The organism is Dactylosporangium sp. CA-052675, assembly GCF_050947935.1.
GTDB lineage: Bacteria > Actinomycetota > Actinomycetes > Mycobacteriales > Micromonosporaceae > Dactylosporangium.
Window position 1 is genome coordinate 6,865,556 of the sequence record NZ_CP192010.1, and the last position, 21,976, is coordinate 6,887,531.

A 21,976-nucleotide genomic window follows, 5' to 3' on the forward strand; every position below is an offset into this window, starting at 1 on the left:
GCGGAGTCGTGACGGGCTGCCGCTCAGCGCCGCAGGAGCGCCTCGGCGGCGGCCCGTCCCGGCCCTGGGCGGGCCGCCGTCGTCGCGCGCGGAGTCGTGACGGGCTGCCGCTCAGCGCCGCAGGAGCGCCTCGGCGGCGGCCAGGAGGGACTCGGTCTCGCGGACCACGATGGACTGGGCGCCGCCGCCCGAGGCGAACCCGGGCCGGTGCGTGATCAGCGTCGGGCCCTCCGCCCGCAGGTGCAGCAGGTCGCCCGCGCGCAGCCGGGCCAGGACGGGGGCGGTCAGCATGGGCGGTACGACCGCCGCGTCGACGGCTCGCACGGACCACTGCGCGCCGGGCCGGGCGCGGTGGAGCTCGAACGACGGCAGCGCCTCGGGCAGCAGCACCATCCAGACCGTGGTGCCGACGAGGCCGTCGTCGCCGGGGCGGCGGCGCACGTACTCGAACACCGCGAACCGCAGCCCCCGGCGCACCCCGGTCAGCACGTGGTTGGCCCGGCGCTCGGCGCCGTCGGTGAGCAGCCCGCCGCGGGCCCAGGCCAGCAGGCCCGCGTCGCTGTTGCGCACCTCCCAGCCGAGCCGGGCCGCGAGCTCGGCGCGGGTGGCGGCGAGCGGTCGCCGGTCGGCCGCGGTGATCCCGGCGCCGTGCGCGCCCGGCAGCCGGTCCTCGGCGAGCACGTACACCGCGGCGAGGAGCGACAGCGCCACGACGGCGACGCCGGCCCAGCGCACGACCGGACGGTCCTCGGCCGCGCCGAGCCACCACGCGAGCGCCCCGACGCCGGCGCAGGCCACCGGCAGCACCAGGCGGCGGAGGTGGGTGAGCACGCGCCCGACGGTACCGGCGCCGGACGCACGTCGCCCCAGGGCCCATCGGCCCTGGGGCGACAGCGAAGCGCTCGGTCAGCCCTGCAGCGGGCGACGGCCGATCGCGATGACCGACTGGCCGAAGGGCGGCCGGAAGGCGCGCTCCATGAACCGGGTCATCGGGGCGACCGTGGTGTCGTAGAACTTGACCATCGGGCCGGGGCCGGGCATCTGCTTGAGCAGGCACGTCGACACGTAGTACCCGATCAGGCCGAGCGAGTTGGCGTAGTGCAGCTTGACGATCTCGAGGTTGGCCGCGTGCATGGCCGCCCGCATCGTCTTCTTGGTGTAGCGCCGCACGTGGCCGGTGGCGATGTCGGCCGGGCCCATGGCGAACGGGAACGCCGGGACCACGTTGATCACGTAGCCGCCGGGGCGGACCAGCGAGCGCATGGTGCGCAGGCCGCCGATGTCGTCGTCGATGTGCTCGAGCACGTTGTACGAGATCGCGGCGCTGTGGTCCGCGCTCACGTCGCTGGGCAGCAGCAGCTCGCGCACGCTGACGCCCGGGTGGTCGGCGAAGCGCTCCTTGAGTGCGACGATGCGGCTGTGCTCCGCCTCGGTCAGCGTCATCTTGCCGGTGTGCTCGAGCCACTCCGCGGCGTAGTCACCAAGACCGGCCGAGACCTCGATCGGATGATCTCCGAGGTATGGCGTCGCGAACGCCACGAACCACTTGCGGTGGTTCTTCGCCATCGCCAGGCCTTCGAGCACCTCCGACTGGATGGCCTGGTCTCCGAGGATTGCCGCGTCCGGATTCGGCACTCTGCACCCCTACGTGAATACTGATCATGTCTGCCAGAACTGGCGTAGTGTATCGGCGTTGATAGTCCCCCGCCAGCCCCTGCGGCGCACTTCGGACGGCAACTATGGTGTCACCGTGAAATTCGGGGAGAAGACCCGCGAGGTTCGGGCCGCGGCCGTAGCGCTGCTCACATATGTCGTGTGTGCCGTGCTGGTGCTCCAGCATCTGTGGGCCGATCCACAGGGCCGGATGTTCGCCGACAACACCCAGGATCAGATCTTCTTCGAGTGGGTGCTGACGCATGCGGCACGCTTCTTCACGCACGGTGACAATCCGTTCTTCACGGATCAGTTGAATGCACCGGTGGGCGTCAATCTGATGGCGAACACCTCCGTTCTCGGACTCGCATTACCCTTAGCGCCCGTCACGTTACTGTTCGGCGCAGGCGTCACGTTCGTGCTCATCGACACCATCGCTCTCGCCGGTACCGCGGCCGCTTGGTATTTCATTCTTTCCCGCCATGTTGTCACGTCCCGCGCCGCCGCGTGGGTCGGCGGGCTCTTCTGCGGCTTCGCCCCCTCGATGATCTCGCAGAGCACCGGGCACCCGAACATCGCCGGGCAGTTCCTGATCCCGTTCATCGTGTGGAACGTGCTGCGGCTGCGCGAGCCCGGCCCGGTGCTGCGCCGGGGCCTGGTGCTCGGCGCCGTCGTGCTCTACCAGTGCTTCATCAACGAGGAGGTCCTCTTCCTCACCGCGGTCGCGATGGCCGTGTTCCTGCTGGTGTACCTGCACCCGCGCGACTACCTCCCGGCGATCCGCTCCGCCCTGCCGGCCGTGCTGGTCGGCGCCGTGGCCGCCGGCGTGCTGCTGGCCGTGCCGCTCTACCACCAGTTCTTCGGCCCGCAGGCCTATCGCGGCCTGCCCGATTTCGTGCACGGCTTCTCCAGCGACCTCGGCTCGTTCCAGGCATTCAGCCGCCGTTCCATTCTCGCGCCGGACGATCTCGGGGTGATCGAGAAAATGGGCGGCGCGACGGAGGAGAACACCTTCTTCGGCCTGCCGCTGCTGGGCCTGACGCTCGCGGCGACCGTGGCCCTGTGGCGGCAGCGGGCCGCCCGGGCGCTGTTCGCCACGGCGCTGGTGTTCGCGGTGCTCTCGCTGGGCACGGTGGTGAGGTACAACGGCCAGGAGACCTCCTGGCACGGGCCCTGGAAGTGGGTCCACGAGCTGCCGCTGTTCGACTCCGTGGTGCCGACGCGGCTGGGCCTGGTGATCGCCCCGCTGCTGGGTGTGCTGCTCGCCATGGTGGTCGACCGCTTCGTGGTCGGCGTCCCGGCGCCGGCCACCGCCGGAGCCGCCCGGTCCGACGACGCCGAGCACCCCTCCGGCAACTTCGGCGCCGGTGCGCCCGCCCGCGACGAGCGGCCCGCACCGGACGGCGCGCACGACGCCGACGCCGACGCCCCGCGCACGGCGACCGGCGCGGCCGGCGCGGCCGGCTGCGGCTAGCGCGGCCGGCGTGGTCGGCGCGCACGACACCGACGCCCCGCGCACCGCGGCCGGCGTGGTCGGCATGCACGACACCGACGCCCCGCGCACCGCGGCCGGCGTGGTCGGCATGCACGACACCGACGCCCCGCGCACCGCGGCCGGCGTGGTCGGCATGCACGACACCGGCGGTCCGCACGGCGGCGCGGCGCCCGACGCCCCGGATGGCACCGGCGGCGCGCACGAGTCCGACGACGGCTCGGCCGCGACGGGCGACCGGCCCGCCCGCAGCGGCGTGCTCGTCGCCGAGACCGCCGCGGCGCCGGGAAAGTCGGATGGCGCAGCGGGTGTCAAAACAGACATTCGCCCCGAGTCCGAGGACACGACCCCGGTGGCTCGCTGGCTGTGGGCGGTGGCCCTGGTGATCGCCCTTGTACCGCTCATCCCCACCCCCCAGCCGGCCGCCCCGCGCTCCCCGATCCCCGTCTTCTTCAGCTCCGACGCCTGGCGCGCCGAGATCCCGGAGAACTCGGTCGTCGTGGCCGTGCCGCTGGGCTGGTTCGAGGGCCTGGACGCGATGCGCTGGAGCACCGCGGCCGGCCTGGACTTCCGCATCGCGGGCGGCTACTTCCTCATCCCGAACCCGGACGACCCGAGGAAGGTCGCCACGTTCAGCGCCCCGACCCGCCCGACCATGCAGATCATGAACGACGCGGCCAACGACGGCACGGTGCCCCAGATCACCCCGGACCAGCTGGCCCAGTCGAAGGTGGACCTGTCCTTCTGGCAGGCGGATTACATCGTGCTGCCCGACCAGCACAACAACAGCGAGGCCGTACGCCAGACCGCCGACCAGCTCTTCGGCACCGGCAAACACATCGCCGACGTATGGGTGTGGAAGGTGAGCCACTGACCCACGCCCGGCGGCCGCGAAGGTCGCAACGCCCGGGCGAGGCGCGAAGGCCGCCACACCCGGCCGAGGCGCGAAGGCCGCCACACCCGGCGAGTGCGAGTGCGAGTGCCGCCACGCTGACGGGCGGCACTCGCGAGCGGCCCGCGAACCGTGAACCGCGAGCCGCCGCGCTGGACGACCCGCCACCCGACCCGCAAGCCGCGGCGTCGTCGGACAGCCCGGCCCCGGTCGACCCCCAACCCGGCTCCATGGCGAACCTGCGACCCGGCCCGCCGAAACGCCCGGCTGCCGCTCCGACGACCGGCGCGCTCCCGCCCCGGCCTGACGTCCGCCACAGCGATGGCGCGACGGACGGCCCCGGGCCCGGCAGACGCTCGGCCGCCGCAGACAGCATCCGGCCCGGCGAGTCCTCCCGGGCCGAATACGACCCGGGATCACCCGCCAAGCGGGCACGGGTGCCGCCGCCGCGACGACGGGACCCGTGCCCGGCCGATCAGCCGCCCTGCGCGCCGTTCCAGTCGACGAGCTGCACGATGACCCCGTTGGGATCACGCACCTGGAAGGCCCGCTCGCCCCACTCCTCCTCGGTGAGCGGCATCGTGATCGCGACCCCCGCCCGCTCGAGCCGCTCCAGCTCCCCCTCGAGATCGTCGACGACGAACGCGAGGATGACGCCGGCCGCGTGGACGTCCCGCTGATCCTCCGGCAGCGTGGCCAGCCCGCAGCGCAGGAAGATGACGTGCATCCCGACGTCCTCGCGGGTCAGCGACACGAACCCGTCGGCCGACATCGCCTCGGCGAACCCGAAGTGCTGCTGCAGAAACGCGCCGGACGCGACCGGCTCGGCGACGTTGAACGACACCGCAGACGAACTCACCCGCACTGGCTACCTCCCGTGTCGAAAAAATCTTTCTACAGTGTAGAGAGATTTGCGGCGGCCGCCAACCACGCACGTCAGGAGGTCGGCGGCACCGAACGACCGGGCGGGATCGGAAGCTCAGCGACGGCCCCTCGGGGCGCCGCCCGCCGCGGACAGCAGCACGTCACCGCGGGATCGGCAGCACCGAACGACCGGACGGGGCCGGAAGCTCAGCGACGGCCCTCAGTGCGCCGCCCGCCGCGGACAGCAGCACGTCACCGCGGGATCGGCAGCACCGAACGGCAACGCCCCGAACGACGAACGAGCCGCGACGACGAAGGGCGAGCGGCAAGGGCGAACAGCGAACGGCGAGCGGCAAGGGCGAACAGCGAAGCCGAGTGGTCAGACGCCCGCGGTGCGCAGGAGTTCGGCGAAGGTCTCCGCCGGCATGATCTCGATCCCCAGCTCCTCGGCCTTCGCCGCCTTCGACCCCGCCCCCTCGCCCACCACCACCAGGTCCGTCTTCTTCGACACCGAGCCCGAGGACCGGCCGCCCAGCCGTTCGACCGCCTCGTTGCCCTCGTTGCGTGTCAGCCCCGGAACCGAGCCGGTCACGACGACCGTCATCGGCGTGCCGTCCTCCTTCCGCAGCGGCAGCCGAACCAGCGCGGCGTCCGAAGACAGGGCTCCCGAAGACAGCGCATCCGAAGACAAGGCATCCGAAGACGAGGCGCCCGCAGACGAGGCGCCCGCGGACGAGGCGTCTCCGGACGAGGCGGCGGCGCGCGGGCGGAAGCCGGGCTCGGTCATGTTCACGCCGCGCGCCGCGAGGCGGTCGATGACCGGGCGCAGCTCGGCCAGCTCGGCGGCGATGGTCACCGCGCGCTCCGGGCCGACCGCCTCGACCTCCTGCAGCTCCAGCGGGGTCGCGGCGAGCAGGGCGTCCATGGTGCCGAAGTGCGCGGCCAGCCGGCGGGACATGGAGCGGCCCGTCATGCGCACGCCGAGGCCGGTCAGCACGCGGCCGAGGGGCTGGGCCTTGGACGCCTGGATGGCGGCGACGAGCTTGCCCGCGGAGGTCTCGCCCATGCGCTCGAAGGTCAGCAGCGTGGGGACGTCGAGGTCGTAGAGGTCCGCGGGGTCGGTGACGCGGCCGGCGGCGATGAGCATGTCGATGATCTTGCCGCCGAGGCCCTCGATGTCGAGGCAGTCGCGGCTGGCGTAGTAGGCCAGGGCCTCGCGGGCGCCGCACGCGCGGCCGGTGGTGCAGCGCCAGCGCTTCTGGCTGCGGTCGATCTCGCCGCCGCAGCGGGGGCACACGACAGGCGGCTCGAAGGGCTCGGCGCCGGCGGGGCGCTCGTCGAGCTTGGCCCCGGTGATCTCGGGGATGACATCGCCGGCGCGGCGGACGAAGACGGTGTCGCCGGGGCGGACGTTGCGCCGCACGAGGTCGTCGAAGTTGTGCAGGGTGGCCGAGGTGACGATGACGCCGCTGATCTGCACCGGCTCGAGCACGGCGACCGGCGTGATGACGCCGGTGCGGCCGATCTGCACCTCGATCGCCTTCAGCCGGGTGGTGCGGGTGTCGGCCGGGAACTTGTACGCGATCCCCCACCGCGGCGCCCGGCTGCCCGACCCGGCGAGCTCCCGGTCGGCGGGGTCGTCGGCCTTGATGACGGCGCCGTCGATGCCGTAGCCGAGGGTGGCGCGGTTCTCGTTGAGCTCCTTCACCGCGACCAGGATCTCGCCGATGCTCGCGCACACCGGCATCCCGGCGGTGGAGGCGACGCCGAGCCGGCCCAGGTGGGCCATCGCGGCCGAGTGCGGCCCGTCGCCGAGCCCGCGCACCCCGTAGGCCAGGAACGACATCGGCGCGTCGTAGGTGCGGTCCTGGGCGCGCAGGGTGCCGGCCGCGGCGCTGCGCGGGTGGGCGAACGGCGGCTCCCCGGTCGCGGTGCGCATGGCGTTGGCGACCTCGAAATCGGCGTCGGTCATGAACACCTCGCCGCGCACCTCGATCGTCACCGGCTCGGTGAGCGTCTCCGGCAGCCCGGCGGCCCGCCGGGCCTGGCCGGTGACGTCCTCGCCGGCCCGCCCGTCGCCGCGGGTCGCGACCTGCACGAGCCGCCCGGCCTCGTAGCGGGCGGCGATGGCCAGCCCGTCGATCTTCGGCTCCACGGTGTAGCCGGCGGCCGGGCGCCCGAGCAGCTTGTCGAGCCGGGCCGCCCACCTGGTGAGCGACTCGGCGTCGAAGACGTTGTCGAGGCTGAGCATCGGCTCGCTGTGCACCACGTCGCCGGCGACACCCTCGCCGGCCGCCACGATCTCCGTCGGGGAGTCCTCGGGCTTCCAGTCCGGGTGCGCCTGCTCCGCCGCCGCGACGCGCCGCATGAGCTCGTCGTAGTCCGCGTCGTCCATCGCCAGGTCGGGACCGCTGTAATACGCCGCGGCGGCCTGCCTGATCTGCTCGATCGCGCTGCGGTACTCGGACACGGTGTCGAACGCCTCGGCCATGTCCGCAGCGTACCGACGGGGTACGACAAAATCGGGGAGTGACCGAGGACGAGTGTGTGGAACTGGCCCACCGCATCAACCGCGCCGACATGATGATCGGCATCCTGCCGCCGGCCACGGCCAGCCACGGCCGGCCACGGCCGGCACGGTCGTCGCGGGGCTCGGGGCCGCGGGCCGGGCCGGCAGCGCGCGGGCGTGGCGGGAGCCGGGCCTGTGCTACGCGTGGCTGGCACAGCTCGGCCTCGCACGGCCGTGAACGGTCCCAGAATCAATCAACATCTGTCACTGGGTTGACACGGCGGCGGCGGGGTTCGAACACTGGGAGCGCTCACAGCAGCAGCCCAGCCAGCGAAGGAGAGCCCGTGCGAAGAACCGCCATCGTCGCCGTCGTGGCACTCGGCGCCGCGATCGCCGTCAGCAACGCCGCCCCCGCCGCGGCGGCCACCATCAGCATGCGCGGCGCCGACGTGTCGTCGCTGCAGCGCAGCCTCGACCTCGGCGCCAAGTACTACAACGCGGCCGGCACCGCCGCCGACCCGCTCGACATCCTCAAGGGCGTCGGCGTCAACTACGTGCGCCTGCGCATCTGGAACAACCCGGCCAGCGGCTACAACAATCTCGCCAAGGTCCTGGTCCAGGCCAGGGCCGCGAAGGCCAAGGGCCTGCAGCTCATGATCGACTTCCACTACTCGGACACCTGGGCCGACCCGGGCAAGCAGTACAAGCCCGCCGCCTGGGCCTCGCACGGCATCTCGGCCCTGCAGAGCGACGTCTACAACTACACCCTGTCGGTCTGCAACGCGCTGAAGGCCCAGGGCACGACGCCGGACAGCGTGCAGATCGGCAACGAGATCAACGTCGGCATGCTCTGGAACGACGGCAAGGTCGTCAACAACGACTTCACGAACCTGAGCCTGCTGCTCAAGTCCGGGTACAACGCCACCAAGGCCTGCAACAGCGGCACCCAGGTCATCATCCACACCGCGGACGCCGACAGCGACGCCAATGCCCGCTGGTTCTACGACGGCATCCGGGCCAAGGGTGTGACCTGGGACATCACGGGCCTGTCGTACTACTGCATGTGGCACGGCACCCTGGCCAACCTGTCCGCGGTCATCGGCGACGTGCGCACCCGCTACGGCAAGCCGGTCATCCTCGCCGAGACCGCCTACCCGTTCACCGCCGCGAACGCCGACACGGAGGCGAACTCCGTGGGCGGCTCGGCCCCGTGCTCCGGCTACCCGGCCACGTGGCAGGGCCAGGGCGCGCAGTTCACCGCGGTGCAGAACACGGCCCGCTCGGCCGGCGCGGTCGGGGTCTTCTACTGGGAGCCGACCTGGTACGCCGTCAAGGGCAACGGCTGGGACCCGGCGAACATCAACGGCACCGGCGACCAGTGGGACAACATGGCGCTGTTCGACTGGACCGGGCACATCAACCCGAACGTCGCCTGGACGGCGTGACCCTACGACGGGCCGGTGCGCACCGCACCGGCCCGCAGCCACGCCACATACGGGTCGTCCGGCTCGGCGTACGACATCCGGTTGACGACGGCGTGACCCTACGACGAGCCGGTGCGCACCGCACCGGCCCGCAGCCACGCCACGTACGGGTCGTCCGGCTCGGCGTACGACATCCGGTTGATGATGCCCGGCAGCGCCGGCGGCGGCCCGAACGCCGCGACCGCCTCCCCGTCGGCGAACGCCCGCTCCAGGGCCGCGTCGAGCTCGAGGTGGCGCTCGATCCCGGGCACGACGACGTCGCCGAGCAGCCGGGCGATCTCCTCGCCGTAGCCGGGCGCGTCGGCGGCCGTGCGCAGGTTCCAGTCGTCGCTGCCGCGGTGGAAGCCGAACCCGGCCGGCGGCGCGACCCGCCCCCAGATCTGGGCCAGCTCGTCGGCGCCGGTCTGGCGAGCGTACGACACCCATCGCCCGGTCGCGGCCCGCACCTCGACCGCGAAGGCCACCTGGCCGGGGAACGTGGCCCGCTCGCCCGCGAACCCGATCGCCACGGTCCCCTTGCCGGGCCGGTCCCGCCGTAAGTCCGGGCCGAATCCCAGGTCCCGCAGCCGCGGCACGACCTGCGCGGCGAGCATCTCCTCATAGGCGGCACGGACGTCGGGCGACATGAACTCCATCATATGGTGAAGAAACGGGCACTACCGGGTGATCCGCCGACGTGCCCGGCGCAGCATGGCCTGGTCGGTCGCGGCGGCGAGCAGGTCTCCGCTCACGCACGGCTCGACGAACGCGATGTCCAGGTGCAGGCCCCGCAGCGTCTGCTCGGCCAGCGGCCCGGCGTGGCTGCCCGACGGGGTGCGTACCCCGCCGACCAGCAGCAGCGTCACCGACTCGCCCCGCACGGCCCGGGCCACCGCGAGCATCGGCGTCACCAGGGTCACCCCGTCCACGAGCGCGGCCAGCCGTGGCCCGCGCCGGCGGCCGGAGATCCCGATCGCCATGCCCGGCTCGACCAGGGCGGCCGCGGCCCGCACGTCCTGCGGCGGAGCGTCGGCCGCGAGCGGAACCGCCCCGCCGTGCACCCGCCGCACCAGCCCCCGCTCGGCGAGGGCGGACAGATCCCGGCGGATGGTCGGGATCGAGACGTGGAAGCGCCGGCTCAGCTCCCGCAGCCCGACCCCGCCGCGCTGGCGGGCGGCGGCCAGGATCTCGGCCCGGCGCAGCTCAATGATCACGTGTCACCACGACCTCCCCGGCGGGCACGGCCGTCCCGCGCACCTCGGCCGGCTCGGTGCCGTGGTTGATGGCGAACAGATAGGGCGGCCGGGACACCAGCTCCACAGTGGACGGTACGGCGGGCCGCTCCCCCAGCCCCGCGTCGGCGTACACCCGCTCCAGCAGCCGGCCCAGGTCCGCGTCGGCCAGGCGGGTCGAGACGTACCAGGCCACCCCGCCGCCCCGCTCGTGCCGGGTGACCGCCGGCCCGCCCGGCGCCGGCCCGTCCACGTACGCCAGCACCGGGACCGCTCCGGCCAGCCGCACGTCCTCGGCCCACACGTCGGCGGCCGAGCCGTCGCTGAGCCGGACGTGCTCGCCCGCGCGCAGCGGCAGGAACTCCTCCACCGTCAGGCCGAGCACGTCGCGCAGGGAGCCCGGGTACGGCCCGTCGGGCACGGTGTCGTTGGCGTCCACGACGCCGGAGAAGTACGACACCACGAGCGTCCCGCCGCCCGAGACGTAGGCGTCGAGGTTCTTGGCGGCCGCGGCGGTGGTGAGGTACAGCGACGGCACCACGACGAGCGGGTAGCGCCCGAGGTCCGCCTCGGGGTGCACGAAGTCGGCGGTGAGATGGGCCTCCCACAGCCGGGCGTAGTAGGCCTCGACCCGCTCGCGGAACGTCACGTCGGCCGACGGGCGCCACTCCAGCTCCAGCGCCCACCACGCCTCCCAGTCCCAGACGATCGCGACGTCGGCCGCGACCCGGCTGCCGCGCAGCGCGCCGAGCCCGGCCAGCCGCTGCCCCAGGCCGGTGACCTCGCGCCAGATCCGGGTCCCGGTGCCGGCCTGGGGCAGCATCGCCGAGTGGAACTTCTCGGCGCCGAAGCGCGAGGCCCGCCACTGGAAGAACATCACGCCGTCGGCGCCGCGGGCCACGTGGGCGAGGCTGTTGCGGGCCAGCTCCCCGGGGCGCTTGGCGATGTTGCGCGGCTGCCAGTTCACCGCGCTCGTGGAGTGCTCCATGAGCAGCCAGGGGGCGCCCCCGGCGAGGCTGCGGGTCAGGTCGGCGCACATCGCGAGCTCCACGTGGCGGTCGTGGCGCTCGGAGGCGAGGTAGTGGTCGTTGGCCACGACGTCGACCTCGCCGGCCCACTTCCAGTAGTCGAGCCACTTGCAGTTCGCGATCATGAAGTTGGTCGTGATCGGTACCGCCGGCGAGTGCGCCCGCAGCACGTCGCGCTCGCGGCGGTAGTTGGCCAGGTGGTTGTCGGAGCAGAAGCGCAGGAAGTCCAGCTGCTGGGCCGGGTTCACGGCGGTCGGGGCGAGCCGCGGCGGCTCGATCTCGTCCCACTCGCCGTAGCGCTGGCCCCAGAAGGCGGTGCCCCAGGCCGCGTTCAGCGTGGCCAGGTCGCCGTGGCGGTCCCGCAGCCAGCCGCGGAACGCCCCGGCGCACGTGTCGCAGTAGCAGTGCGCGTTGACCCCGGCGAACTCGTTGTGCACGTGCCACAGGACCAGGGCCGGATGCTCGCCGTAGCGGCGGCCGAGCTGCTCGGCGATGCCGGCGGCGGCCGCGGCGTACTCGGGCGCGCTCGGGCAGAAGCTCTGCCGCCCGCCCTGGCCGAGCACGTGCCCGGCCCGGTCGACGAGCCGGGCGCCCGGGTGGCGCCGGGCGAACCACGGCGGCGGCGCGGCGGTGGGTGTGCCCAGGTCGACCCGGATGCCGGCCCCGTGCAGCAGGTCGAGCACGCGGTCGAGCCAGCCGAAGGTGTACTCCCCCGGCGACGGCTCCAGCAGCGCCCAGCTGAAGATGCCGACGCTGACCAGGTTGACGCCCGCGTCCCGCATGAGCGCGACGTCCTCGGCCCACACCTCCTCGGGCCACTGCTCGGGGGCGTAGTCCCCGCCGTAGGCGAGGCCGTCGAGCCGCAGATCCCCCACTGTTGCTCCTACCGTGAACGTTCCCAGCGCGGATCTGCGCACTATAGCGCTCCTGAGGCGACGTTCAAGCGGGCCGGAACCGTGAACGCTCCCAGTCGGACACCCTTCCGACTGCAGCCATCCCATGAGGCGCGGATCGACCTGCTCTCGGGAGCTGACGGCGGCTGACGCTGGGGCAGAATGGCGATCGTGCCAGAACCTCGCGAGCCCCGGCGCCGCCCCGCCCGCCGCCCCACGATCAACGACGTGGCCGCGGCGGCCGGGGTGAGCCGGGGCACGGTGTCCCGGGTGCTCAACGGCGGCCACGACGTCAGCGACGCGGCCCAGGAGGCGGTCGAGCGCGCCATGCGCAAGACCGGCTACGTCGTCAACCAGCACGCGCGGAGCCTGGTCACCCAGCGCTCCCAGTCCGTGGCGTTCATCCTGTCCGAGCCGCAGGAGCGGCTCTTCGAGGACCCGAACTTCAACGTGCTGCTGCACAGCTGCACCCAGGCCCTCGCCAAGCACGACATCACGCTGCTGCTGACGCTCGCGAGCAGCCTCGAGGACCGCAAGCGGCTCGGGCGGTACCTCACCGGCGGCCACGTCGACGGGGCGCTGCTGGTCTCCACGCACAGCGGCAACCCCCTCATCCCGGAGCTGCTCGCCCGCGGCCTGCCCGTGGTCGCCTGCGGCAAGCCCATCGGCTACGAGCGCCAGGCCGCCTACGTGGCCGCCGACGACCGCGACGGGGCCCGGCAGATGGTCACCTACCTGCGCGAGTCGGGCCGCCGCCGGATCGCCACCATCACCGGCCCGCTGGACACCTCCGGCGGCGTCGAGCGGCTGGCCGGCTACCGCGAGGCGCTGGCGCTGGACACCCCGGACCCCGTCGACCTCGTCGCGCACGGCGACTACACCCGGGCCGGCGGCGAGGCGGCGATGCGGCGGCTGCTGGAGGCCGCCCCCGACCTCGACGCCGTGTTCGTCGCCTCCGACCTGATGGCCGCGGGCGCGCTGAGCGCCCTGCACCGGGCGGGCCGCCGGGTGCCCGCGGACGTGGCCGTGGGCGGGTTCGACGACAGCCGGATCGCCACGGACACGCAGCCGCCGCTGACCACGGTCCGCCAGTCCTACCCCCGCATCGGCGCCGAGATGGTGCGCCTGCTGCTGAGCCAGATCGACGGCGACAGCCCGGCCGCGGTGATCATCCCGACCGAGCTCGTGGTGCGCGAGTCGGCCTGAGCCGCGGGTAGGCTTCCGTGGGTAGGCTGCCGACATGACGACCACGAACGCCAACGCCCTCACGGCCCGCTGGGCGTCCACAGTGGACGACGGCGGCACGGTGCTCTCCGGCGCCGGCGTCTACGTCCTGCTCGCGCTGCTCGGCCCCCACGCCGGCGGCCCGGCCCGCGACGAGCTGCTGGCCGTCGCCCCCGAGCCCCTCAAGATCCCGGACTCGCCCACCGCCCGGATGGCCGCGGCGGTCTGGTCGCGCGCCGACGCCCCGCTGACCGGCGCGTTCACGGCCGCCGTGCCGGCGGACCGGCGCCGCCCGCTCACCGGCGACCCGGACGTCGACCAGCCCGCGCTCGACGCCTGGGCGAGCGAGCAGACCCGCGGCGCGGTCCCGGCGATGCCGATCCGCGCCGGGCAGGACACGCTCATGGTCCTCGCCTGTGCGCTGTCGGTGCGCACGGCCTGGGCCGAGCCGTTCGACGACGGCGTGCAGCGGCCCGAGACCGGACCCTGGGCCGGGCGCGACCTGGCCGGGCTGCACCGCCGCACGCGCGGGGCCGCGGGGCTGGACGCGCTGCGGGTCGCGCACACCGCGGCCGGCCCTATCACCCTGCTGACCGTCGCCGGGGCGCAGGACGTCGACGTGGTGCTGGCGCTGGGCGAGCCCGGCCGGGCCGCCGGCGCGGTGCTGCCCGCGGCGATCACGGCGCTCGGCGCCCCGGCGCGGCCCCTCGACCCGGACCGGGCCGCGCCCGGGGTCACCGTGCGCGAGGTCGAGGCCGCCGACGACACGCCGGAGCTGGTGGTGAACGCCGTCCGCTTCGCCGTCCGCGGCGCGCACGACCTGCTCAAGGAGCCGGAGCTCTTCGGGCTGCGCGCGGCCGCCGACGACCGGACCGGGCACTTCCCCGGCATCAGCCCGGTGCCGATGTCGGTCTCCCAGGCCCGGCAGGACGCCGTCGCCGAGTTCACCGGCGCGGGCTTCGAGGCCTCCGCGGTGACCGCGTTCGCGATGCGGCTCGCCGGGGCGTTCTTGCCGGATCGCACCCACCGCCGCCGGGTCGTCACCGTCACGTTCGACCGGCCGTTCGGGTTCGCCGCCGTGCACCGCGCCACCGGCCTCGTCCTCGTGGCGGGCTGGGTGGCCGAGCCCGAGCGGTACAACGGCTGAGCCCCGGGGCCGTCGCCGGTCCCGGGGCCGCCGCCGGACAGCTACGACAGCTGCGGCACTACGACTGGGCGGTCAGCCGGAACGACTGGGCGCCCGAGCCGTTGCACGTCCACTGCTGCAGCTGGACGCTGTCCGCCGTCGACGCGCTCGGCACGTCCAGGCACTTGCCGCTGTTGCGGCTGACGAAGTGGTAGTAGCCGCCGCCCTCGGAGACCGGCAGCCACTGCTGGTTGGCGCCGCCGCCGTACGCCCACAGGTGCACGACCGCCCCGTCCGCGGTGGAGACGCCGTCGACGTCGAGCACCTGGGCCGGGTTGTTGCGGTTGTTGATGCGCACGTAGCCGCCGCTGGTCGGCTGGAACAGGTACTGCTGCGCGAACGTGTTGTTGCAGGTGTACTGCTGGATCGCGGTGCCGTTCGCGGTGCCCGACGAGCGCGCGTCGACGCACTTGCCGCTGGTCTTGTTCACGGTGCTGTACCAGGTGCTCGACGAGATCGTCCCGCCCGTGCCGCCACCGGCCCCGAACGGGCTGAGGATGATGGAGGCCGAGCGCGGGTCGGCGTCGGTGACCAGCGACTCGAAGTGCCCGACGTCGTCGAACGGGAACGCGTACGCCCGCCCGTCGGCCATGTTCGCGTGGATGATCCGCGCGTACTGGTTCGTCGGGCTGTTCTTGTAGAAGCCGGCCGAGTTCAGGTCCGGCTGGGTGTCCACGGTGCCGAGCGTGCCCCGGTTCAGCGCGGCGCACAGCGTGCGGGAGATCGGGCCGACGACCTGGTCGTTCGGGGCCGGCAGGTTGCCCGCGCAGCCCCACACGTCGGCGCTGCCGGGCCGGTTGAACGAGGCCACCACGGCGCCCGAGGCGTTCGTGAACGTCATGGTGCTGCCCGAGGTGCGGCCGAAGTACTTCGTGTTCGGCTGGTCGGCGAACGGCACCACGGTCAGCGTCTTGGTGGTGTACGCGTTCCACGCCGTGGTGATGTAGGAGTCCATGAGCGTCGGGCTGAGCAGCCCGGCCCCGGCCGCCTTGCCCGGCGACAGCACGCGCAGCACGGTGCCGTCCGAGCGCGTGTAGACGGTGTTCGCCCAGCCCGCCTGCGCCTTGATCTGGTTGATGACCGCGTTGCGGCCGTCGTTGACGAGGTCGCCCTCGCGCTGGGTGGCGCCGCCGGCCCCGGTGACCGTCACGGCGTGCGGCACCGCGAACATGTCGACCTGGCTGCTGTTGATCCACAGGCCGGCGTCGTTGTAGGTGAACTCGCTCCAGTCGAACAGGATGTTCTGGTTCGGGTCCCCCGCCGCCCAGGGAGCGGGCTGCACGAGCCCGTCCGGGGTCAGGAAGAACTTCAGCTTCTCACCGAGGGAGAAGTACACCCGGCCGGAGAAGCCGCGCGGGAACTGCAGCGTGGTCGAGCCCCCGTTGCCGGGGCCGGCGATGGAGACGTCCGGGGCCGGCGAGGGCGGGATCTGCCCGCCGCTCCACGCGGTGAACGCCCCGGCGGCGTTGACGTAGCCGAGGCGGCCGCTGCTGAGCTGGACGCCGAGCACGTACAGGTAGACCGCGTCGCCGCGGCCGGTGGTGTTGGAGACGGTGACGGGCAGCAGGTTCGGGCCGACGGCGTGCGCGGCCGGGGCGGCGGCGAGGGCTCCGGCGGTGCCGGCCGTGATGGCCAGGGCCAGCGCGCCGAGCAGCCCGGGCAGTCTTCGTCTGAGGAGCATGGCGGTGTCCTCCAGTGCGGACGGGCGTCAGAGAGCGCTCTCACGACTCGGGGTACGAGGGCGGGGCGGGAGTCTGAGAGCGCTCTCAACATATCGATCGGTAAAGATTGTTGTCAATGGAACTCGACCCGGTGTGATGCGATCTCCCCGTGGACCGTTTGACCAGCTACACCGATGCCTACCGGCCGCAGCCGCTGCCCGGACCGCTCGCCGCCGGGCCGCGCCCGACCGGCCCGCAGGCGGTGGTCCTCGCCGCCGTGTGGCTGCTCGCCGCGTGGTCCCCCGACGCCACCCCCGGCTGGCGCGCGGACTTCGCCCACACCGAGCGCTTCGACGGCGACCCGGTCGAGGACGTGGCGGCGCTGCTCGCCGAGTGGATACCGGCCGCCGACGACCGCGGCCGGGCCCTGCGCGCGTTCCTCGCGGGCGAGCTCGCCAGCCGATACGTCCAGCTGCGCCGCGAGCCGGCCGACGACCTCGTGCTCCTGCTGCACGACTGGAAGGACCGCACGCTGCGGATCACGATCGCGGCCGCGCCCGCCGTGGCGCCGCCGCCGCAGGACAGCCGCATCCCGTGCCTGCTGACCCTGCTCAGCGACCAGCTGTGGCTCAACAACAACGACCCGGTGACGTTCCGCGTCTTCCTCGGCGAGCCGGACGCCGCCGGCCCCGGCGCGTGGTGGGCCGCCACCCGCGAGGAGCCGGGCGAGGACGTGCCGGACCTGCGGGAGTACTCCCCCGACGACATCCGCACCGCCCTGCTGAACGTGGCCCGGGGCGGCCTCGACGACCTCGGCGCCGACTGGGACGGCGACGGCGACTACCCGGCCCTGCCCGAGGACCACATCGCCGCGCACGTCACCAACGACCTCCTCGACGTGCTGCTCGAGCGCGTCGCGCCGGTCGCGGTGCACGGCACCGGCTACCTGCCCGTCGACTGGGACGAGCAGGACGGCGACACGCAGATCGGCACCGTCGTGCTCACCGGCGCCCGCGCGGTGGCGGTGCTGGACGTCGACGTGAGCTGCTGAGGATCGACCACGACGCATTGGGTGCCGAAAAGGTTCCTGTCGGAAATCCCACCCGCACACATCGTCAGGAGTCGTTAGAGTCGGTCCCGGCTCAACACTCTGACGGGGAGGGTGGTTGTGGTGGATTCGCCTGCGCTGCAAGCGATTCCGGCCCGATCGGCGACGATCGGCGACCGGTCGGCACCGACGCTCGCGCTGCTCGTCGCGATCACCGCCGGCGTCGTGGCGCAGGGCGGGTTCTACCTCCCGGGCCGCATCCTGGTGACCGTCCTGGCGCTCGTCGCGCTGGTCGTCGCGCTGGTCGTGACCCGGCCGCGCGCCGGGGACCTGCGCGACCTGCGGGCGCCCGGGATCGCCGCGGCCGCGATCGCGGGGTGGGCGCTGCTGCGGGCGGCGGCGCAGGGCGGGCTCGCCGGCGCCGGGGGCATCGCGCTGGCGCTGCTCACGCTGCTCGCGGGCGTGGTCGCGGCCCGCCGGGCACGCCCCGCCGACCTCGCCCTCGGGCTCACCGGCCTCGGCGCGCTCGTCGCGGCGACCGCCTGGGCCGGGGTGGCGCTGCGGATCGGGCGCTGGTCGGTGCTGGTCGAGTCGACGCTGTATCGGGGGGCGTCGACCCTGACCTACCCGAACGCGGCGGCCGCGGTCCTCGCGGCCGCCGCGCTGCTCGCCCTCGCCCGGGTGCTCGCCGAGCCGGCCTCCAGGGCACGCGTCCTGGCCCTGTTCCTGATCCTGGCCGGGCTCGGGGCCACCCTCAGCCGGGCCGGCGGCATCGCCCTGACCGCGGGCGTGCTCGTCATGCTCGCGTTCGCGCCGGACCGCCGGCTGCTCGTGCGCCGCCTGCTCCCGCCGGCGCTCGGCGCCGCGGTGGCCGTGGCCGCGCTGGTGCCGTCGTTCCCGGTGGACGCCGCGCCCGCACCGCTCGTGGCGCTCGCCGGGCTCGCCGCCGGGGCCGGGATCGCGCTGCTGCGGCCGCTGCCCGCGCTCGGCCTGGCCGCGGCGGGAGCGACCGGCGCGCTGCTGCTGCGACCGTCCACGCTGGACGCCGTGCTGCGGCGCCGCCTCACCCTCGCCTCCCAGGGGCGATCGGGCGCGTGGCACTCGGCGCTGGAGCAGGCCGGCGCGCACCTGTGGCTCGGCCGGGGGCCCGGGCAGGCGCGGTACTTCTGGTTCGACTTCCAGGGCCGGCTCGTGGTGAGCCGGTGGGTGCACAACGAATACCTGCAATGGCTCGTCGACCTGGGCATCGTCGGCCTCGTGCTGCTGCTGGCCCTGCTGGCCGCGCTCGCGCCGGGCCTTCGCCGCGGGTTCGCCCGCACGCCGCTGTGGGCCGGTGCGGTGGCCGCCATCGCCGCGCTCGCCGTGCACAGCGCCTTTGACTTCCTGTGGGAGCTGGCGGTCGTGCCGCTGGTCCTCGGCGTGCTCGCCGGCATGGCGGGCCCGCACCACGGAGAAGAGTCCGCACCACCATCGAACGGGGAGGTCACCCAGTGAAGGTCAAGAAGTCCCACCTCGGCGCGGGCGCGCTGGCGCTCGGCGCGGTGCTCGCGTTCGCCGTGCCGGCCGGCGCGGCGGTCAACCTGCAGTCCGAGTCGAGCGGCACCGCGGCGATCAAGATCGTGAAGCAGGCCAAGCTCAAGGCGAACGGGGCGGCCACCATCGTCACGGTGAGCGTCACCTGCCCGACCGGCAGCCGATTCAGCCTGAGCGTCGACGTGACCCAGACCGTCACGCCGACCACGACCACGCACGGCGGCGGCTACCTGGGCGAGCAGTGGTGCACGGGCGCCACCCAGAAGGTCAAGGTGCCGGTCACCAGCACCGGCGCTCCGTTCGAGGCGGGCGTGGCCTACGCCGTCGGCCACGCGAACATCTACGGCAGCATCGGCTACGTGAACCTGGACACCGGCCGCGAGATCGTCAACGTCGAGAGCTGACCTGATGGTGCGGGCCGGGGCAGCCGGCCCCGGCCCGCACCGCCGGCATCCTCCCCGCACCGCCGTCGTCAGGCGTGGCCGCCGGCCGCGTGGAGGACCAACCCGGCGACGATGCGCAACGCGGCGACGATGAGCGCGGCGGCGACGAGGGCCGCGGACCGTCGTTCTCCCCGTTGGTCACCGGCGGATGCTGTCGGCCACCGTCTACGGGTGCAGGACCGAGGCCAGGAACCGCAGGCGCTCGGCGTGCTGCACGGTCTCGCCGCCCTCGTGCCCGTTGAAGTGGTAGACCTCGATCCGCTTCGGGCCCGCGTAGTTGTGGTAGGCGCCGTAGACGGTCGAGGGCGGGCACGTGGTGTCCATCATCGCGACGCTGAACAGGATCGGGGCGCTCGCGCGCCGGGCGAAGTGCACGCCGTCGAAGTGCCCGAGCGTGCCGAACACCGTGTCCACCCGGTCGCGGTGGACCTTCAGGTAGGCGGCCACCTCGAGGTAGGGGCCGGTCGCGGCCCGCTCGGCGCCGCGGCGCATGTCGCACAGGAACGGCACGTCGGCGGCGGCCGCCGCGAGGTCCGGCACGAGGCCGGCCACGGCGAGGGTCAGGCCGCCGCCCTGGCTGATCCCGGTGACCGCGACCCGCGCCGAGTCGACGAGGGGGTGGCTGCGGGCCGCGTGCACGGCCCGCACCGCGTCGGTGATGACCCGCCGGTAGAAGTGCCGGGACGGGTCGAGGATGCCCCGGGTCATGAAGCCCGGGTGCTGCGGCCCGGCGCCCTCGGGCTCGGGGTCCCCGGTGTCGCCGCGCCGCCAGCCGCTGCCCTGGCCGCGCACGTCGACGAACAGGTGGGCGTAGCCGGCCGAGGCGTAGAGCAGGCAGTCCTCGGGCAGGCCGCGGCCGCCGTTGTACCCCGGGAACTCCACCACGCACGGCAGCGGCCCCTCGGCCCCGGCCGGCACGACGAACCACCCGCGCACCGGGTGGTCGTCGTAGCCGGGGAAGCTCACGTCGTACACCCGCAGCGTCTTCAGGCTCGTCTCGACCGGCTCGAACGAGGCCGGGCCGGGGGGTGTGCGCACGTCCGCCCAGAACGCGTCGAAACCGGCCGGCTCGACGGCCCGGCTGCGATAGGCGAGGCATTCCTCGTGCGTGAGGTCGGACAGCGGCACGGCGTCGTCAGCCTTTCAGTCCCGTGTGGGCGAGCCCCTCGATGAACTGGCGCTGGGCGATGACGAACACGACGAGGACCGGGACGGCGGTCAGCGTCGCCGCCGACAGCTGCACGTTCCACGCCGGACCGCCGTAGGCGTCGACGAACTGGGTGAGCGCCTGCGGCAGCGTGAACTTCGAGGGGGTGGAGAGGAACACGATCGGTTCAAGATACAGGTTCCAGCTGTGCAGGAAGGTGAAGATCGCGACCGCCCCGAGCGCCGGGCGCGACAGCGGCAGGGCGATGCGGCGGAACAGCCCGAAGCGGCTCAGCCCGTCCATGCGGCCGGCCTCCTCCAGCTCGGGCGGCAGCGCGATGAAGAACTGCCGCATGATGAACGTCGCCAGCACGCTCGGGGCGCCGAAGATCGGCACCAGGATGAGCGGCCAGTGCGTGTCGATCATGTTCCAGCGCTGGAACATCTGGAACAGCGGCACGATCGTCACCTCGCTGGGCACCAGCAGGCCGGTGAGCACCAGCAGGAACAGCGCGTTCTGGCCGCGGAAGCGGATGCGGGCGAACGCGTAGCCGGCCAGCGAGGACACCGCGAGCGTGCCGACCGTGCACACGATCGCGATGTACATGCTGTTGAGGTACTGCTGCGCGAACGGCTGCGCCTCGAACACCTGCTTGTAGGCGGAGAAGTCGACGCTGGTCGGGATGAGCGTCGGCGGGAACTTGAAGACCTCGTTCACCGGCTTCACCGACGAGGTCGCCATCCACCAGGTCGGGAAGACGAACGGGATCGCCAGCACGCACAGCAGGCCGTAGAGCGCCGTCTTCAGCCGCCAGGTCTTCTTATGACTCATGGAACACCCATCGCTTGCGCAGCTGCCACTGCACGGTGGTCAGGATCAGGACGATGGCGAACAGCACCAGCGAGAGCGTGGCGCCGTAGCCGAAGTGATGGAACTGGAAGGCCTGCTGGTAGAGGTAGTAGACGAGCACGGTGGTCGAGGTGCCCGGCCCGCCCTGGGTGAGCACCGCGATCTGGGCGAACACCTGCAGCGAGCCGACCACCGTGATGATCGACGTGAGCAGGATCGTCGGGCTGATCATCGGCACGGTGATGCTGCGGAAGGCCCGCCAGGCGCTCGCCCCGTCGAGGCGGGCCGCCTCGTAGAGCTCGGACGGCACGCCCTGCAGCGCGGCCAGGAACAGCACCATGTTCAGCCCGACGTTCTTGACCACCTGCACGACGATGACCGAGATCATCGCGGTGACGTCGCCGCGCAGCCAGTTGGGCCCGTGCGCGCCGACGGTGTCGAGGATGCCGTTGACGCCGCCGTTGTCCTGCAGCAGGAAGCCCCACACGATCGTCCACGCCACCATGGAGACCACGACCGGCGAGAAGAACAGCGTGCGGAACACCACCGTGCCGCGCAGGCGCTGGTTGAGCAGCACCGCCAGCAGCAGCGCCAGGCTGAGGTTGAGCACGAGCAGCCCGGCGGAGAACAGCCCGGTGGCGGCGAGCACCTTCGGCAGGTTGGGGTCGTCGGCGAGCTGCCGGTAGTTGTCCCCGCCGACGAAGTTGAACTCGTCGGCGAGGACGTTCCACTCGTGCAGGCTGTACCACGCGACCAGCACCAGCGGGACGAGCACGAACACGATCGTGCCCGCCAGCTGCGGCGCGATGAACAGATAGCCGGCCAGATGGTCGCGCCGGCGCGCGGTCCAGAATCGCAT

Annotated in this window: 19 protein-coding genes; 8 read left to right on the forward strand and 11 right to left on the reverse strand. The window is 73.2% G+C overall.

The window, feature by feature from the left end; translation table 11 throughout:
- Positions 1–111: 111 nt before the first annotated feature.
- Both ACQP1P_RS30610 and ACQP1P_RS30615 read right to left on the reverse strand, forming a co-directional pair.
- Positions 112–831 (reverse strand): hypothetical protein, encoded by a 720-nt coding sequence (locus tag ACQP1P_RS30610; protein ID WP_433076020.1) that lies wholly within the window; start codon positions 829–831, stop codon positions 112–114.
- A gap of 75 nt (positions 832–906) precedes the next feature.
- The gene (locus ACQP1P_RS30615; RefSeq protein ID WP_433090165.1) at positions 907–1,566 is read right to left on the reverse strand and encodes a methyltransferase; all 660 of its coding nucleotides are present in this window, start codon (positions 1,564–1,566) and stop codon (positions 907–909) included.
- An 82-nt stretch (positions 1,567–1,648) separates the two neighbouring features.
- On the opposite strand from ACQP1P_RS30615, the gene ACQP1P_RS30620 reads away from it, so the two are divergent.
- The gene (locus tag ACQP1P_RS30620) at positions 1,649–3,127 is read left to right on the forward strand and encodes a hypothetical protein (protein ID WP_433076022.1); all 1,479 of its coding nucleotides are present in this window, start codon (positions 1,649–1,651) and stop codon (positions 3,125–3,127) included.
- A gap of 10 nt (positions 3,128–3,137) precedes the next feature.
- Entirely contained in the window at positions 3,138–4,019 is an 882-nt protein-coding gene (locus ACQP1P_RS30625) for a hypothetical protein (protein WP_433076024.1), read from the forward strand.
- A gap of 493 nt (positions 4,020–4,512) precedes the next feature.
- Here ACQP1P_RS30625 and ACQP1P_RS30630 read toward each other — a convergent pair whose 3' ends face one another.
- A complete protein-coding gene (locus ACQP1P_RS30630) occupies positions 4,513–4,902 on the reverse strand; it encodes a VOC family protein (protein ID WP_433076026.1) in 390 nt (129 codons plus the stop codon).
- 378 nt (positions 4,903–5,280) lie between these two features.
- On the reverse strand, positions 5,281–7,392 hold the full coding sequence (gene ligA, locus ACQP1P_RS30635) for an NAD-dependent DNA ligase LigA (RefSeq protein WP_433076027.1): 2,112 nt from the start codon (positions 7,390–7,392) through the stop codon (positions 5,281–5,283).
- A 362-nt stretch (positions 7,393–7,754) separates the two neighbouring features.
- Between ligA and ACQP1P_RS30640 the strand changes: the two genes are divergently transcribed.
- Complete coding sequence (locus tag ACQP1P_RS30640; protein WP_433076029.1) at positions 7,755–8,855, forward strand: glycoside hydrolase family 53 protein; 1,101 nt, start codon at positions 7,755–7,757, stop codon at positions 8,853–8,855.
- Positions 8,856–8,953: 98 nt separating this feature from the next.
- On the opposite strand, the gene ACQP1P_RS30645 is transcribed toward ACQP1P_RS30640, so the two are convergent.
- Genes ACQP1P_RS30645 through ACQP1P_RS30655 form a run of 3 tightly spaced genes read right to left on the reverse strand, consistent with a single transcriptional unit; the run spans position 8,954 to position 12,008 of the window.
- Complete coding sequence (locus tag ACQP1P_RS30645) at positions 8,954–9,520, reverse strand: hypothetical protein (RefSeq protein WP_433076031.1); 567 nt, start codon at positions 9,518–9,520, stop codon at positions 8,954–8,956.
- A 30-nt stretch (positions 9,521–9,550) separates the two neighbouring features.
- A complete protein-coding gene (locus ACQP1P_RS30650; RefSeq protein WP_433076033.1) occupies positions 9,551–10,087 on the reverse strand; it encodes a DeoR family transcriptional regulator in 537 nt (178 codons plus the stop codon).
- Positions 10,077–12,008 carry a beta-galactosidase gene (locus tag ACQP1P_RS30655; RefSeq protein WP_433076035.1) on the reverse strand — a complete coding sequence of 644 codons (1,932 nt, stop codon included), beginning with the start codon at positions 12,006–12,008 and terminating at the stop codon, positions 10,077–10,079. The genes ACQP1P_RS30650 and ACQP1P_RS30655 overlap by 11 nt, the downstream gene beginning before the upstream one ends.
- A gap of 180 nt (positions 12,009–12,188) precedes the next feature.
- Between ACQP1P_RS30655 and ACQP1P_RS30660 the strand changes: the two genes are divergently transcribed.
- Positions 12,189–13,232, forward strand: coding sequence for a LacI family DNA-binding transcriptional regulator (locus ACQP1P_RS30660; RefSeq protein ID WP_433076037.1), 1,044 nt, complete (start codon positions 12,189–12,191; stop codon positions 13,230–13,232).
- A gap of 34 nt (positions 13,233–13,266) precedes the next feature.
- On the forward strand, positions 13,267–14,397 hold the full coding sequence (locus ACQP1P_RS30665) for a serpin family protein (protein ID WP_433076039.1): 1,131 nt from the start codon (positions 13,267–13,269) through the stop codon (positions 14,395–14,397).
- 58 nt (positions 14,398–14,455) lie between these two features.
- Here the strand turns inward: ACQP1P_RS30665 and ACQP1P_RS30670 are convergent, their stop codons facing one another.
- Complete coding sequence (locus ACQP1P_RS30670; RefSeq protein WP_433076041.1) at positions 14,456–16,117, reverse strand: beta-1,3-glucanase family protein; 1,662 nt, start codon at positions 16,115–16,117, stop codon at positions 14,456–14,458.
- A 149-nt stretch (positions 16,118–16,266) separates the two neighbouring features.
- Between ACQP1P_RS30670 and ACQP1P_RS30675 the strand changes: the two genes are divergently transcribed.
- The 3 genes from ACQP1P_RS30675 to ACQP1P_RS30685 all read left to right on the forward strand — a co-directional run bounded on the left by ACQP1P_RS30675 (position 16,267) and on the right by ACQP1P_RS30685 (position 19,082).
- A complete protein-coding gene (locus ACQP1P_RS30675) occupies positions 16,267–17,148 on the forward strand; it encodes a hypothetical protein (RefSeq protein ID WP_433076043.1) in 882 nt (293 codons plus the stop codon).
- A 120-nt stretch (positions 17,149–17,268) separates the two neighbouring features.
- Positions 17,269–18,639 (forward strand): O-antigen ligase family protein, encoded by a 1,371-nt coding sequence (locus ACQP1P_RS30680; protein WP_433076045.1) that lies wholly within the window; start codon positions 17,269–17,271, stop codon positions 18,637–18,639.
- A complete protein-coding gene (locus ACQP1P_RS30685) occupies positions 18,636–19,082 on the forward strand; it encodes a hypothetical protein (RefSeq protein WP_433076047.1) in 447 nt (148 codons plus the stop codon). The genes ACQP1P_RS30680 and ACQP1P_RS30685 overlap by 4 nt, the downstream gene beginning before the upstream one ends.
- A 204-nt stretch (positions 19,083–19,286) precedes the next feature.
- Here the strand turns inward: ACQP1P_RS30685 and ACQP1P_RS30690 are convergent, their stop codons facing one another.
- Genes ACQP1P_RS30690 through ACQP1P_RS30700 form a run of 3 tightly spaced genes read right to left on the reverse strand, consistent with a single transcriptional unit; the run spans position 19,287 to position 21,976 of the window.
- Positions 19,287–20,249: an acetylxylan esterase gene (locus ACQP1P_RS30690; RefSeq protein WP_433076049.1), complete on the reverse strand. Its 963-nt coding sequence runs from the start codon at positions 20,247–20,249 to the stop codon at positions 19,287–19,289.
- Between the two features lie 7 nt (positions 20,250–20,256).
- On the reverse strand, positions 20,257–21,099 hold the full coding sequence (locus tag ACQP1P_RS30695) for a carbohydrate ABC transporter permease (protein ID WP_433076051.1): 843 nt from the start codon (positions 21,097–21,099) through the stop codon (positions 20,257–20,259).
- Positions 21,089–21,976 (reverse strand): carbohydrate ABC transporter permease, encoded by an 888-nt coding sequence (locus tag ACQP1P_RS30700; protein WP_433076053.1) that lies wholly within the window; start codon positions 21,974–21,976, stop codon positions 21,089–21,091. The genes ACQP1P_RS30695 and ACQP1P_RS30700 overlap by 11 nt, the downstream gene beginning before the upstream one ends.